General features: G+C 64.8%; 13 protein-coding genes and 1 pseudogene. 10 read left to right on the top strand and 4 right to left on the bottom strand.

What is annotated here, in order from left to right; translation table 11 throughout:
- The 4 genes and pseudogenes from QZ190_RS15180 to QZ190_RS15165 all read right to left on the bottom strand — a co-directional run.
- Positions 1 to 1,176, bottom strand: a pseudogene (locus QZ190_RS15180) (hypothetical protein); the annotation flags it as partial.
- 135 nt (positions 1,177 to 1,311) lie between these two features.
- Positions 1,312 to 2,337 (bottom strand): magnesium chelatase ATPase subunit I, encoded by a 1,026-nt coding sequence (gene bchI, locus QZ190_RS15175; RefSeq protein ID WP_291917884.1) that lies wholly within the window; start codon positions 2,335 to 2,337, stop codon positions 1,312 to 1,314.
- Positions 2,338 to 2,426: 89 nt separating this feature from the next.
- A complete protein-coding gene (locus QZ190_RS15170; protein ID WP_291917881.1) occupies positions 2,427 to 3,707 on the bottom strand; it encodes a Coenzyme F420 hydrogenase/dehydrogenase, beta subunit C-terminal domain in 1,281 nt (426 codons plus the stop codon).
- A gap of 12 nt (positions 3,708 to 3,719) precedes the next feature.
- The gene (locus tag QZ190_RS15165) at positions 3,720 to 4,310 is read right to left on the bottom strand and encodes an NnrU family protein (RefSeq protein ID WP_090140737.1); all 591 of its coding nucleotides are present in this window, start codon (positions 4,308 to 4,310) and stop codon (positions 3,720 to 3,722) included.
- Positions 4,311 to 4,503: 193 nt separating this feature from the next.
- Between QZ190_RS15165 and QZ190_RS15160 the strand changes: the two genes are divergently transcribed.
- The 10 genes from QZ190_RS15160 (at position 4,504) to ccmI (ending at position 12,421) form a co-directional block, all read left to right on the top strand.
- Positions 4,504 to 4,830: a high-potential iron-sulfur protein gene (locus QZ190_RS15160; RefSeq protein WP_291917876.1), complete on the top strand. Its 327-nt coding sequence runs from the start codon at positions 4,504 to 4,506 to the stop codon at positions 4,828 to 4,830.
- 195 nt (positions 4,831 to 5,025) lie between these two features.
- Complete coding sequence (gene ccmA / locus QZ190_RS15155; RefSeq protein WP_291917873.1) at positions 5,026 to 5,667, top strand: cytochrome c biogenesis heme-transporting ATPase CcmA; 642 nt, start codon at positions 5,026 to 5,028, stop codon at positions 5,665 to 5,667.
- Positions 5,664 to 6,395: a heme exporter protein CcmB gene (ccmB, locus tag QZ190_RS15150; RefSeq protein ID WP_291917870.1), complete on the top strand. Its 732-nt coding sequence runs from the start codon at positions 5,664 to 5,666 to the stop codon at positions 6,393 to 6,395. Before ccmA ends, ccmB begins: the two co-directional genes overlap by 4 nt.
- Before the next feature lie 13 nt (positions 6,396 to 6,408).
- Positions 6,409 to 7,176 (top strand): heme ABC transporter permease CcmC, encoded by a 768-nt coding sequence (ccmC, locus tag QZ190_RS15145; protein ID WP_291917869.1) that lies wholly within the window; start codon positions 6,409 to 6,411, stop codon positions 7,174 to 7,176.
- Complete coding sequence (gene ccmD / locus QZ190_RS15140) at positions 7,173 to 7,427, top strand: heme exporter protein CcmD (protein ID WP_291917864.1); 255 nt, start codon at positions 7,173 to 7,175, stop codon at positions 7,425 to 7,427. Before ccmC ends, ccmD begins: the two co-directional genes overlap by 4 nt.
- The gene (gene ccmE, locus QZ190_RS15135; RefSeq protein WP_291917861.1) at positions 7,424 to 7,870 is read left to right on the top strand and encodes a cytochrome c maturation protein CcmE; all 447 of its coding nucleotides are present in this window, start codon (positions 7,424 to 7,426) and stop codon (positions 7,868 to 7,870) included. Before ccmD ends, ccmE begins: the two co-directional genes overlap by 4 nt.
- Positions 7,871 to 7,897: 27 nt before the next feature.
- Positions 7,898 to 9,970, top strand: a complete 2,073-nt coding sequence (locus QZ190_RS15130) for a heme lyase CcmF/NrfE family subunit (protein WP_291917858.1) — start codon at positions 7,898 to 7,900, stop codon at positions 9,968 to 9,970.
- Positions 9,967 to 10,581 (top strand): redoxin family protein, encoded by a 615-nt coding sequence (locus tag QZ190_RS15125; RefSeq protein WP_291917855.1) that lies wholly within the window; start codon positions 9,967 to 9,969, stop codon positions 10,579 to 10,581. Before QZ190_RS15130 ends, QZ190_RS15125 begins: the two co-directional genes overlap by 4 nt.
- The gene (locus QZ190_RS15120; RefSeq protein WP_291917852.1) at positions 10,581 to 11,162 is read left to right on the top strand and encodes a cytochrome c-type biogenesis protein; all 582 of its coding nucleotides are present in this window, start codon (positions 10,581 to 10,583) and stop codon (positions 11,160 to 11,162) included. The genes QZ190_RS15125 and QZ190_RS15120 overlap by 1 nt, the downstream gene beginning before the upstream one ends.
- Positions 11,162 to 12,421, top strand: a complete 1,260-nt coding sequence (gene ccmI, locus QZ190_RS15115) for a c-type cytochrome biogenesis protein CcmI (RefSeq protein WP_291917850.1) — start codon at positions 11,162 to 11,164, stop codon at positions 12,419 to 12,421. The genes QZ190_RS15120 and ccmI overlap by 1 nt, the downstream gene beginning before the upstream one ends.
- The last annotated feature ends 114 nt before the right edge of the window (positions 12,422 to 12,535 follow it).

Genomic DNA, 12,535 nt, shown 5'->3' with positions numbered 1-12,535 from the left:
GGGGCGGCCAGGGCGTGGGGGCAGGGGGCGACCGCGCGGCGGACCCGCGCGGGTTTGGCCGCTGCGGCCCGAGGTGTGGTGGCTGGCCGCGCCTTGGCGTGTCATCAGCGCGTCGAGCATGTGTGGTGGCAAGCTGGCGAGAGCAGCGGCGACCATCATCTCTTGCAGGTCTTCGGCACTCGGTTCAGTGTTCTGTTCGGGTGGTGGAGCCGTGTCCGGGTCCTTGTCTTTTTCAGCGTCGTTGTCAGGTGCTTCGCCAGAATTTTCTGGGGGTTCAGGCGGCTCTGTTGGCGGTGTGGCGTCCTCCGGTGGCGCTGCTTCTGATTCTTGCGCAGACGGCTCGGCCGGCCACTGTGTGGCGCGGGGCGCCAGCACGCAGCGCGCGGCAAAGCCCAGGTCGTCGGCGTCCAGCGTGCTGCGTCCGTTCAGCGCCGCATGGCCGCAGGCCACGCGCAGCGCCAGGCTGGGCACGCGCAATGACCCAATGCCCAAACCCAAAGCGGCAGCGCACAGCGCTTGCATGTGTTCGTCGCTCGCTTGCACTTGGGGCAGCTGTTCGCGAGCGCGGGCCAAAGCGCCGGGGCTGAGACGGATCTGCAGACCATCCGATTCGCTGTCGCCCTGCCACGCCGCGTGGATGTCGCTGGGCGAGAGTTCGTGCAGGTCCAGCCACACGCCCAGGCGCTCGGCCAGGGCCGCGCCCACGCCAGGTTCGTCGGGCAAGGATTCGTCCAGCGCCACCACCCCAAAGCGGGTGGGTGTGGGGGCGGCGCTGTGGCGGGTAGGCGGCACCTGGCCTTGTTCGAGAGCTTGCACCAAGGGAGCGAGCAGGGCGGGTGACAGGCGCTCGGCCATGGGCAGGCAGACCAAGCCTTGGTCGGCCTGTTGCAGCAAGCCTGCTTGCAGGTGCAGTTGCCCGGTTTGCAGGGTGTGGGCCAGGTCGATGCCGCCGAGCAGCCGCTCGCTGTCCACCGAGCCGGGCACTTTGACCAAGCCGATACCGAGCCCCGCCAAAGCGTGCAGCCAGCGCTCGCGCACCGGGCCGTGTGGCGCGCGCAGGCACACGCCGCCAAAGCCGTGGGGGTCGAGCTGCAACAGCTGCAGCGCCGTCAGCGCATCGTTCCAGCGCTCCATGGGATCAGCGGGTGTAGGCAGTGGGGGGGCTTGACGGGTCATGTCAGGGCTGAACGGCGGATTTGCAGGATCTTTGCCCTCGCAGCGGTGGGCGTGGTCTGCAAAGGCCGATCGCGGCGAGGACGCCGCTCCTACAAGGAAATGGCCGTTTAAACATGGGGGTGCTTGATCTGCAGCTCAGGCGGCCAGCACTTCTTGCAAGCTGCGCTGCACGCGCGCGCCCGAGTCGGTGTCGTCCAGCGGGTTGCGGCGCAGGCGGTGGCGCAGGGCCAAAGGGGCCATGCTTTGCAGGTGCTCGGCTTTCACCGCTTGGTGGCCTTGGAGCGCGGCGTAGGCCCGGGTGGCACGCAGCAGCGTGAGCTCGGCGCGCAGGCCGTCGGTGCCCAGCTGCTGGCACAGGCGCGCGCACAGCATCAGCATGTCGTCGCTCACCTCGACTTCGTCCAACAGCTCACGCGCTTTGAGGATGCGTTTTTGCAGCTTCTGGTTGTCTTTGTGCCACAGCGCTTTGAAGGCGGCGGGGTCTTTGTCGAAGGCGTCGCGGCGTTTGATGATGCTCACGCGCAGCGCCAGGTCTTGCGGCGTGCGCACCTGCACCGACAGGCCAAAGCGGTCCAGCAGTTGCGGGCGCAGCTCGCCTTCTTCGGGGTTGCCGCTGCCCACCAGCACAAAGCGCGCCGGGTGGCGCACGCTCAGGCCTTCGCGCTCGACCAGGTTCTCGCCCGAGGCGGCCACGTCGATCAGTAGGTCCACCAAGTGGTCGTCCAGCAGGTTGACCTCGTCGATGTACAAAAAGCCCCGGTGTGCTTGTGCCAGCAGTCCGGGGGCGAAAGATTTGACGCCTTGCGACAAGGCTTTTTCCAGGTCGAGCGCGCCGACCACGCGGTCTTCGGTTGCGCCCAAAGGCAGGTCGACCACGGCCACGCTCTGGCGTTCGGTCACGACTTTGGCTTTGGGGTCGCGCGCCTGACAAACCGGGCAGGCCCCTGCTGGCTTGGCCGGGTCGCAGCGGTAAGGGCAGCCTTTGACGACCGAAATCGGGGGCAACAGGTCGGCCAGAGCCCGCACGGCCGTCGATTTGCCGGTGCCCCGGTCACCCAAGACCAGCACACCGCCAATGGACGGGTCGACCGCCACCACCTGGATGGCGAGGGTCATTTCATCTTGACCAACGATGGCCGCGAAAGGGAAGGTCAATGCCATGGGGCGTTCCGAAAACTGTTCTCGGCCCATCATCCAAAAGACGAGTCAAAGTGTCAAGTTAAATTTACACTTTAAATGGACTCTTGCGTTCAGCTTTTGCGTGTGGCGCTGTCCACTGGGTCAGATTCGGGTCGTGCTTCCGGCTTCAGGCCGTAACGCGCCGCCAAATCCCAAACATGCTGCGGCAGCATGTTTTTGATGCGCGCTGGCGCCTCACGGCGCAGGTGCAAGATGGATTCGATGGCCTTCATCTCGACCCGGGCGCGCGCAAACTCCAGGCCGCGCGGGCCCACCCGCGGCATGAGCCAGTTGACCAGGGGCTTGATCCAGGCGGGCATGCGCCGCAGCGGCATGCCGCCGGCGGCGCGCTCGGTGTTGGCCATGAAGCCGCGCACCGGGCCATCCCGTTTGCCCTTGCTGATGGGCGCGCTGGTGATCAATTGCGCCTGAATGCCATCCAGCACCGCCTGCCCGCGTGCGTTGCGCACCAGCAACCACTGCTGGCCGTGCCCGCCCATGTAACCCACGGTGATGTCGGCCAGCACATTGGTGTAGTCCACGCAGGTGCGGCAAGTCAGCGGGAAAAAGTCCGGCGGCAGGGTGGACAGCGGCAGGTTCAAAAACGGGATCAGGCGTTGGTCGCCTTGGTCGGTGCGCACCTCGACTTTGTAATCGGCGCGGAATTCGACGTAGCTGATGTCTTGTGGGCGGTCCGAAATCAGGCCCAGAAACTGGTGGAAGTTTTCGGTGGTGGTGTTGTCAGAGCACGGCGTGCCAATGACATACAGCTGCTCCAAGCCTTGCTCGCGTTCGAGCTGCGGCTGGATGGCTCGCAAGGCGTAAATCTGGCAGGGGATGCCGATCACCGCCAAGCGCTTGTGGCCTTGGGCAAGTGCCGGCTCCACGAGGCTCAGCAGCGGTGCGTAACCCATGCGCATGCCCCGGCACTGCGCCATGTCCTCGGCGCGCGTGACCAGCACCGGGCGTGGGCGCCAGCGGTCGTGCGGGTCGGCGGCCATGGCGATCACGGCGTCCACCAGGCCTTGTTCGAGCAGCACCTCGGCCAAGCGGGTGGTGATGCCGGTCCACTGCGCGCCTTGGGTGGGCGGGTCCAGGCGTGCGCTCAGGATCTGTTGGTAAGGCCCAAAGAACAACTCGTCGGGCTGGGCTGGGTGCGTGGCACTGCCCTGTCGGCGCACGCGGCCGTGGACCCGCTGCTCCAAGCCCGGGTAATCGGGCTGGATGAACTGACAGGCCTGGCCGCAGCGTTTGGGGTCATCCGTGCGCGAGAGGCCGCAGTCGGTGCACAGCTTGCGAGCGGGTGCCGCAGCAGCAGCCGTTAAGGATGAAGGCGAGCCAGTGGCTTGCACGTCAGTCGGCCATCAACCAGCGCGGGTGAAAGGCATGACGCCCACCAGCCAGACGTGCAAGCCGCCCATCAGGAAAGCCGCCCAAACGCCGGTGCCCACCACCACCGCCAGCAAAGTGCCCAGCAGCTTGCCTTCGGGCGCGGAGTGCAGGCTTTGGCGGTCCCGTTTGCGGGCGGCGCGGAACACCAGTACCGACCAGACCAGGAAACCACCGAACAAGAGCACATCGGCCAGGTTGCCGTTGGATAACAAATGCCCCAGCGCCCAGACCTTGACTGACAAGGTCATGGGGTGGCGCAGTTTGGCTTTGATCTGGTTGCCAGGCACATAGGTGGCCACCAGCAAAACCATGGCCACCCACATCAGCAAGATGGTGGCGTGTTGCATGCCGCGTGGTGGTGTCCACAGGACCACCGGGTCCAGCCTTGCCTGGCCGTAACCTTGAACCAGCAGGTACAGGCCAAGGACCGCCACCGCTGCATAAACAGCCTTGAAGCCCAACGCACCCCAGCGGGCCATGCCGTTTTGGCGCATCTGCGGGGCCAGGCTTTGCAGAGAGTGGATGCCTAAAAATAGTGCCAAGCCGATCAGCAGTTGCAGCATGTCTGAACCTTTGCAAGTGAGGTGTGAGTTTGAGCCGCATTCTGACACGGGCATGTCCATCGCGGTTGACATTCAAAAACCAGGGCTTTCCTGTGTGATTTGCTCAAGTATCCCAGGCCGCATGACAAGGTGACTGTTGTGGCGCACAATGAACTACTCAGTATTTTCTGACCATCTCTTCAAGGAGCTCCCCATGTCACGTTTTTCCTCCCAGTCTTCGACCCGCCGTGTGTTCATGATGCAAGTGGCCACTGCCTCTACCGCCTTGCTGGCGATGAGCCAGGCCTCCGCTCAGGCTATGGTCGATGAAAAAGACCCGCAAGCTGTGGGCCTGGCTTACAAGGCCGACGCCAGCAAGGTCGACAAAGCCAAGAACCCCAAGTTCGCAGCCGGTGCCAACTGCGCCAACTGCGCCCTGTTCCAGGCCAAGGCCGGTGCTGCCGCCGGTGGCTGCCCCTTGTTTGCAGGCAAGCAAGTGGCCGCCAAGGGCTGGTGCTCTGCTTGGGCCAAAAAGGCTTAATGTCCAGTCGATCCCAGCGGGGTTCACCCCGCTGAGACCCCCAAAACCGCCCTTGGGCGGTTTTTTTGCGCCCATTTCCGACCCCAAACTCAGGGCATACCCTGATTTACCAGTCTGAATCAAGGCTTTGAACACACAAAGTGTCAATCCATCGTTACACTTTGCCTTGTCTTCAACCGACCGGAAAGCCCTTTTATGGCGTCTTGGGTGCTCACAGCGATGGACCTGGCCTGCCAAAAGGCCCAGCGGACCTTGTTCGAGGGCGTGAGCTTTTCCGTGCCCGAAGGCAGCTGGCTGCACATCGAAGGCGGCAACGGCTGCGGCAAGACCAGTTTGCTGCGCATCCTGTGCGGCCTGTCCCCGGCGGCACGCGGCCAAGTGCGGTGGCTTTCTTCTTCTTCTTCCTCCCTGCAGTCCACGCTTTCGCGCCCCGACCGTTCGGTGTTGCATTACATCGGCCACGCGCTGGGCCTCAAGCCCGATCTGACCGCTTGTGAAAATCTGTGCGCCGATGCCCAGGTCAGCGGCTTGGCGCTCAGCCGCGAGCAGGCCGTGCAAGCGCTGGCCGCGCAGGGTCTGCAAAGCCGGGCGCATTTGCCTGTGCGGGTCTTGTCGCAAGGCCAGCGGCAAGGCGTGGCCTTGGCGCGTTTGCGCACCAGCCCGGCGCGGCTTTGGATTCTGGACGAGCCCCTGGTGGGCCTGGACGTGCAGGCCACCGCCACGGCCCGCGCCTTGCTGCAGTCGCACGTGGACGCGGGCGGCGCTGTGGTCATGACCAGCCACCACGATGTGGGCCTGCAAGGCCTGGGTGCACGCTTGCAGTTGGGCCGCGCATGAACACCCCCGCCATGACCGCCCCTGTGTCAGCGCTTGCGGCTCAGCACATGCTGCCCAGCCCTTGGCAAGCCATGGTTGGCGTGCTGCGGCGCGACCTGCGCTTGGCCCTGCGGCGCAAGGCCGAGTGGTTGGGCGCGGTGTTTTTCTTTGTGTTGGTGGCGGCTTTGTTTCCGCTGGCCATCGGCCCCGAGCCGGGCACGCTGCGCCTGATCGGGCCGGGGGTGTTGTGGGTGGCGGCCTTGCTGGCGAGCATGCTGAGCCTGGGCCGTTTGTTCGAAGCCGACCACCAGGACGGCAGCCTGGAGCAGCTGGCGCTGTCGGCCGCGCCCCTGCCTTGGCTGGTCAGCGCCAAGCTGCTGGCGCATTGGCTGATCTCGGGCTTGCCCTTGGTGCTGCTGTCGCCGCTCTTGGGGCTGCAGTTGGGTTTGGGGCCAGAGGCCTTGTCCATGCTGGCGCTCACGCTCTTGATCGGCACGCCCGTGCTGTCACTGCTGGGCGCGATTGGCGCGGCCCTCACTTTGGGCGTGCGCGGCGGCGGGGTGCTGCAGTCGCTTTTGCTCTTGCCTTTGTATGTGCCGGTGCTGGTGTTTGGCACGGGCGCGGTCGATGCGCAGATGCGCGGCCTCGGGGCCGAGGCGCATGTGTCCATTTTGTTGGCGCTCTTGCTGGCTTCGGCGGCGCTCAGCCCCTGGGCCTGTGCAGCGGCTTTGCGCTTGGCGCTGGAATGAAGAGGAACGGACCATGAAGCTCTTTCACTACGCCGCGCCGCAGCACTTTTACCCCTTGGCCGGGCGCATCTGGCCTTGGCTGGCGCTGCTGGCCACGGTGCTGGCGCTGGCGGGTTTGTGGGTGGGCTTCATGGTCGCGCCGTCTGACGCGCAGCAGGGCCAGGCCTACCGCATCATTTACATCCATGTGCCCGTGTCGTGGATGGCCATGATCATTTACCTGGCCATGGCGTTCTGGAGCGTGCTGGGCCTGGTGTTCAACACACGTTTGTCGGGTCTGATGACCCGTGCGCTCGCGCCCACCGGGGCTTTGCTGGCGTTTTTGTCGCTGTGGACCGGGGCCTTGTGGGGCAAGCCGATGTGGGGCACTTATTGGGTGTGGGACGCGCGGCTGACCTCCATGCTGATCCTGCTGTTTTTGTATTTGGGCTACATCGCCTTGACCTCGGCCATCGAAGACCCGCGCCGCTCGGACCGGGCCGGTGCCTTGGTGGCGGTGGTGGGGGCGGTCAACGTGCCCATCATTTATTTTTCGGTCAAGTGGTGGAACACCTTGCACCAAGGCGCCTCGGTGTCACTGACCCAGTCGCCGCGCATGGCCAGCATCATGCTGACCGGCATGCTGCTCATGAGCTTGGCGGTGTGGCTCTACGCGGCGGCCATCGCTTTGTGGCGCGTGCGCAGTTTGATTTTGGTGCGCGACAGCCACGCCGCTTGGGTGCATCAACTGCCCGAAGTGTTGGCGCACCGCGCGCAAAGCGCATTGAGAGGTGCCGCATGATGTGGACAAGCGCTGCCGAGTTTTGGGCCATGGGCGGCTATGGCGTTTTCGTGTGGGGCAGCATGGGCGTGAGTGCGGCTTTGCTGGCTTTGGAAGTACTGCTCGCACGCGTGGGCAGGCGACAAGCGCTGGACGCGGTGTGCGAGGCCATGGACGCCCAAGCCTTGGATACCGAAACCCCGGGCGCTTTACAGGCCAGCTCAGCCCGGCCATCGCGCCCCGTTCATTTCACCCCAGGAGCTGCGTCATGAAAAGCCGCCATCAGCGACTGTTTGGCATTTCATTGGGCTTGCTGCTCGTGTGTGGTGCGCTGTTTTTTGTGCTCAATGCCTTCCAGAGCAACCTGGTTTTTTTCTTCACGCCCACGCAAGTGGTGGCGGGCGAAGCGCCCAAAGAGGGGCACTTTCGTGTCGGCGGTTTGGTCAAGGAAGGCAGCATCCAGCGCGACGGCATGGCGGTGGCTTTTGTGGTGACCGACACGCAGCGCGAGGTGCCCGTGCGCTATGTGGGCCTGTTGCCCGATTTGTTCAAAGAGGGCAAGGGCGTGGTGGCGCAAGGCCACCTGGACGCAGGCAGCCTCTTTGTGGCCAGCGAGGTGCTGGCCAAGCACGACGAAAACTACATGCCGCCCGAAGCCCAGCACGCGCTGGACGAGGCGGCCAAAGCCCGCATGGGCGCGGCGGTGGTGCGATGACGCGCCCTGACCTGAAGGGAGCCGCCTATGTGGCCTGAAGCTGGCCACATGGCCTTGATCATGGCGGCCTGGGTCGCCGTGCTGCAGTCGGTGTTGCCGCTGTGGGGCAGTTTGTCGGCGCGGCGTGCGGGCTGGCAAACGCTGGCGAGGCCCTTGGCGGTCCTGCAACTGGCGCTGATCGTGCTGGCCTTTGGCGCTTTGTGGCACGCGTTTTATGTGCACGATTTCAGCGTCAAGTACGTGGCCCACCACTCCAACACCCTGCTGCCCACACCGTATCGGCTCTCGGCCATCTGGGCCGGACACGAAGGCTCGCTGCTGCTGTGGGTCTTGATGCTGGCGCTGTGGTCGGTGGCGGTTGCCACATTTTCCAAGCGCTTGCCGCAGGCCCTGGTGGCGCAGGTGCTGGGCGTGATGGGCGCGGTGTCGGTGGGTTTTTTGGTTTTCATCCTCACACTCTCCAATCCGTTTGCGAGGCAGTTCCCGGCCCCCTCCGAGGGCCGTGATTTGACGCCTTTGCTGCAAGACCCGGGTTTGGTGATCCACCCGCCCATGCTCTACATGGGCTATGTGGGTTTGTCGGTGGCCTTTGCTTTTGCCATGGCGGCGCTGCTGTCGGGCAGGATCGATGCCGCATGGGCGCGTTGGGCGCGGCCCTGGACCGTGGCGGCCTGGGGCTTTTTGACGCTGGGCATCGCGCTGGGTTCGTGGTGGGCTTATTACGAGCTGGGCTGGGGCGGTTGGTGGTTTTGGGACCCTGTGGAAAACGCCTCGCTCATGCCCTGGTTGGTGGCCACGGCGCTCATCCATTCGCTCATGGTCACCGACAAGCGCGGGCAGTTCAAAGCCTGGACGGTGCTCTTGGCCATTGGCGCGTTTTCGCTCAGCCTGCTGGGCACTTTCCTCGTGCGCTCGGGGGTGTTGACCTCGGTGCACGCCTTTGCCACCGACCCGGGTCGGGGCGTGTTCATCTTGCTGTTTTTGGTCGTGGTGGTGGGCGTGTCGCTGGCCTTGTTTGCCTGGCGCGCGCCGCAGTGGGCCAATGCCTCGCAGCCGGTGGCCGGTTCCCGCGAATCGTTTTTGTTGCTCAACAGCGTGCTCTTGGTGGTCGCCATGGCGGCGGTGTTGCTGGGCACTTTGTACCCGCTGATCATCGACGCGCTGAACCTGGGCAAGCTCTCGGTTGGCCCGCCGTATTTTGACCGCGTGTTCGTGCCCCTGATGGTGCCTCTTTTGCTGGCCATGGTGCCGGGGACGGTGGTGCCTTGGCATGTGGCGCGCTGGGCGGCGGTGCGCTCGGTCTTGGTGCCCGGGGCTTTGGCGCTTTTGCTGGCCAGTGCCTGGGCAACATGGGGCGGGGCACCGATGGCTGAGGGCAGCACGACCACGGCAGGCGGCTGGCTCACGGTGATGGGCGGCACGCTGGGCGGCTGGATCGTGCTGTCGGGCGCTTGGCAAATCGTGCAGCGCTTGCGTTTGCCCGGCTCGCCGGGCCTGGCCTGGTGGGGCATGCAGGTCGCGCACCTGGGTGTGGCGGTGCTGGTGCTGGGCATCACCGGCGTCAAGTCCTTTCAGGTGGAGCGCGACGTGCGTTTGGGCCTGGGCGACTCGGTCACGGTGGCCGGTGTGCGCTACCAACTCATCAGCGTGGACAACCACCTGGGGCCCAACTATTTGGCCTTGCGCGCACAGATGAAGGTGTTCGAAGGCGAGCCGGGTGATGAGCGTGAGGTGGGCACTTTGCGTCCCGAAAAGCGCCGCTATGTGTCGAGCGCCATGCCCATGACCGAGGCGGCGATTGACCGCAACCTGTGGCGTGACCGCTATGTGTCTTTGGGTGAGCCCTTGGCGGGCGAGCCGCCGCAGTGGAGTTTCCGGGTCTACCACAAGCCTTTTGTGTCGTGGATCTGGTTGGGCGCGGTGTTCATGGTCTTGGGGGGCGGTTTGGCCGCTTTTGATCGGCGTTACCGACAAGCCCCTTCGACAGCCGGTGCGCACGGCGCTCAGGCTGACATGGGCATAGGTTTGGGGGCGTCGGGTTTGCGCGCCGCACCGCTTGTTGCTGTGGCCAAAGGTGCTGCTAAAGGTGCTGTGTCATGAGCGCGCTGTCTGCCAAGGCCCCAAGTCGCCGCATGCCACGCTGGGTGTTTGTGCCGCTGGCGCTGTTTTTGGGCATGGTGGTGTTTTTGGGGGTGGGCCTCACGCGCAACCCGCAAGAGATCCCATCGCCACTCATTGGTCGCCCCGCACCGGCTTTTGAGTTGCCGGTGGTGGGTGGGCCGGGCGTGTTCAACGCGGCGCAGTTCAAGGGGCAGCTCACCTTGGTCAACCTGTGGGCCACCTGGTGCGCGGGCTGCAAAGAAGAGCACCCGATCTTGATGGCGCTGTCGCGCCAGCCCGGCCTGAAGATGGTGGGCATCAATTACAAAGAGCTGCAGGCCTCGGAGCTGTCGGGGCAGGACCCGCAAAGCGCAGAGGCGGTGCAAAAAGCCACGACCCGCAGCCAGGCCTGGTTGCAAAAACAAGGTCAGGCTTTTGGTGTGAACCTGCTGGACATGGACGGCCGGGTGGGCATGGATTTTGGTGTGTACGGTTTGCCTGAAACTTATTTGATCGACCACGAGGGCGTGGTGCGCTTCAAGCACGCCGGGGCCTTGACGCCCGATGTGGTGCAGCAAAAACTCTTGCCCTTGTTGCGGGGGGTGAACTGATGCGCGCGTTGCTGCAGTGCGTGCTGGCCTGCGTTGGGCTGTGGTGCGCCTGTGTGGCGGCCCAAGCGCCGGGTGGTTCGGCAGTGGGTGTGGCCAATGTTGCGACCAATGCTGCGACAAAAGGTGCGAACAGCCGTACGTCAGTCCCATCGACTGTGCAGGCGACTTTGCCAGGTGTGGGCGCACCTGTGGCAGCGCACACCGATGCCCCCATGTCGGCCGCTGTGCAGGCGCGCTGGGACCACATCGCGGCCGAGCTGCGTTGCCTGGTGTGCCAAAACGAATCCCTGGCTTCGTCGAATGCCGAGCTGGCGCTGGACCTGCGGCGCGAGCTGCGCGGCCTGATCGAGCAGGGCCGAAGCGATGCCGACATCCGCAGCTTTCTGGTCAGCCGCTACGGTGACTTTGTGCTCTACAAGCCCGAGGTCAAACCGGTGACCTGGTTGCTGTGGTTTGGCCCCTTTGTGTTGTTGTTGGGGGCATTGGCCTTGGCGCTGCGCTTGATGCGCCGCACGCCTGCTGCGCCCACGCCCTTGACCGACAGCGAGCGCGCGCGCGTTCGCCAACTGCTGGAGTCCTGATGTCTTTTTTGCCGCCTTGGCTGGGTTTGTTGTTGGCGCTGCTGGCTTTGGGGCTGCTGGCAGCTGGGGTGTTGCAGCGGGGCCTGAAAAAGCAGGTGCAGGTCGTGGGTCTGTCGCAGCAGTCACAGACCAACCGCAGGATTGCGCAAGAGCACCTGGCCGATCTGGACCGAGCTTTGGCCGAAGGCCGTTTGACAGCGCTGCAGCATCAGGCGGCCCGCGACGAGTTGCTGCGCCATCTGCTGGACGATGCGGAACAGTCCGACGACGCACCCGCTGCGTCAGTGCCCGCGCGTTGGCTCTGGATGGTCGTGGCCTTGGTGTTGCTCAGTGGCCTGAGTTATGTGCAATTGGGCGCCCCCCAGACCTGGTGGCCCAAACCCTTGAGCCAGAGGGTCCAAATCAGCGCCACCACGCCCGCGCAATTGGCCGAGCAAACCCGCTTGTGGCAAGAAGCCACGCAAAAACGCCCGGAGGATGCCCAGGCATGGTTGACGCTGGCGCGGCTGCACGCTGCCCAAAACGCGCATGCCCCGGCCGAGCAGGCCCTGGCCCGTGTGCTGGCCTTGTCGCCCGAGCCCGATCTGTGGATTGAGCGGGCGCAGATGAAAGCTTTGAGTGCAGGCGGCGTCTACGCCGGAGAGCCTTGGCAGTGGATTCAAGACGTGCTGCGCTCACAGCCCCAGCACCTGAATGCGTTGGTGCTCGCGGGCAGCGCGGCTTTGTCTGAAAAACGGCACGCGGCAGCGCAAGATTACTGGCAGCGTGCCTTGGCTTTGGTGCCTGCTGACAGCGAGGCAGGCCAAGGCTTGCAGCAGGCCGTGGCCCAAGCCGCCGAGATGGCGGCGGCTCCTAGTGCAACCGTCGCAGTGGGGGCAGGGCCCTTGTCGGCGGCCACTCCTGCTGGTGACGCCAAGCCCCTGATTCAGGGCGAGGTCCGTGTCTCGCCCGAGGTGCAAAGTCAAATCGCTGCAGGTTCAACCCTGTTCGTTTACGCCATGGCCGAAGAGGGCTCACGCCGCCCGGTGGCGATTTGGCGCGGCACACCCACCTCGTGGCCAGTGCGCTTCGCTTTGAGCGACAGCATGGGCATGGGCGCACCGCCGGTGCTGTCATCGCTGGCGCAAGTGCGCCTGGTGGCCCGGGTCTCCAAAACCGGCTCGGCGCAAAAGCAAGAGGTGGATTTGCAGGTGGAGTTGGCTGGGGTGAAGACTGGCGTGCAAGGTGTGGTTCTGAACATCACCGGACGCACCCCGTAGGTCGGACCATCCGGTCCGACGTTTCCCTGCTGCGGCACAGCCCCTGGCGTTGAGGGTGTTGTGTTGATCCCCACGGAGCGCAACCCCGAGGTCGGTACTTCAAGGGTCAAGCCT

It is taken from the genome of Limnohabitans sp. (genome assembly GCF_017848645.1).
Taxonomy (GTDB): Bacteria; Pseudomonadota; Gammaproteobacteria; order Burkholderiales; family Burkholderiaceae_C; genus Limnohabitans_A.
The sequence above is the reverse complement of the archived record's forward strand: the minus strand, read 5'-3'. Positions and strand labels throughout refer to the sequence as shown.

What these genes read in the sequence shown, in the direction of transcription:
- ccmE (WP_291917861.1), top strand. Translation starts at nt 7,424, where the DNA reads ATGAAAAGCCGCCATCAGCGACTGTTTGGCATTTCATTGGGCTTGCTG.
- QZ190_RS15125 (WP_291917855.1), top strand. Translation starts at nt 9,967, where the DNA reads ATGAGCGCGCTGTCTGCCAAGGCCCCAAGTCGCCGCATGCCACGCTGG.
- ccmA (WP_291917873.1), top strand. Translation starts at nt 5,026, where the DNA reads ATGGCGTCTTGGGTGCTCACAGCGATGGACCTGGCCTGCCAAAAGGCC.
- QZ190_RS15160 (WP_291917876.1), top strand. Translation starts at nt 4,504, where the DNA reads ATGTCACGTTTTTCCTCCCAGTCTTCGACCCGCCGTGTGTTCATGATG.
- QZ190_RS15165 (WP_090140737.1), bottom strand. Translation starts at nt 4,310, where the DNA reads ATGCTGCAACTGCTGATCGGCTTGGCACTATTTTTAGGCATCCACTCT.
- ccmB (WP_291917870.1), top strand. Translation starts at nt 5,664, where the DNA reads ATGAACACCCCCGCCATGACCGCCCCTGTGTCAGCGCTTGCGGCTCAG.
- QZ190_RS15130 (WP_291917858.1), top strand. Translation starts at nt 7,898, where the DNA reads ATGTGGCCTGAAGCTGGCCACATGGCCTTGATCATGGCGGCCTGGGTC.
- bchI (WP_291917884.1), bottom strand. Translation starts at nt 2,337, where the DNA reads ATGGCATTGACCTTCCCTTTCGCGGCCATCGTTGGTCAAGATGAAATG.
- ccmI (WP_291917850.1), top strand. Translation starts at nt 11,162, where the DNA reads ATGTCTTTTTTGCCGCCTTGGCTGGGTTTGTTGTTGGCGCTGCTGGCT.
- ccmD (WP_291917864.1), top strand. Translation starts at nt 7,173, where the DNA reads ATGATGTGGACAAGCGCTGCCGAGTTTTGGGCCATGGGCGGCTATGGC.
- QZ190_RS15120 (WP_291917852.1), top strand. Translation starts at nt 10,581, where the DNA reads ATGCGCGCGTTGCTGCAGTGCGTGCTGGCCTGCGTTGGGCTGTGGTGC.
- ccmC (WP_291917869.1), top strand. Translation starts at nt 6,409, where the DNA reads ATGAAGCTCTTTCACTACGCCGCGCCGCAGCACTTTTACCCCTTGGCC.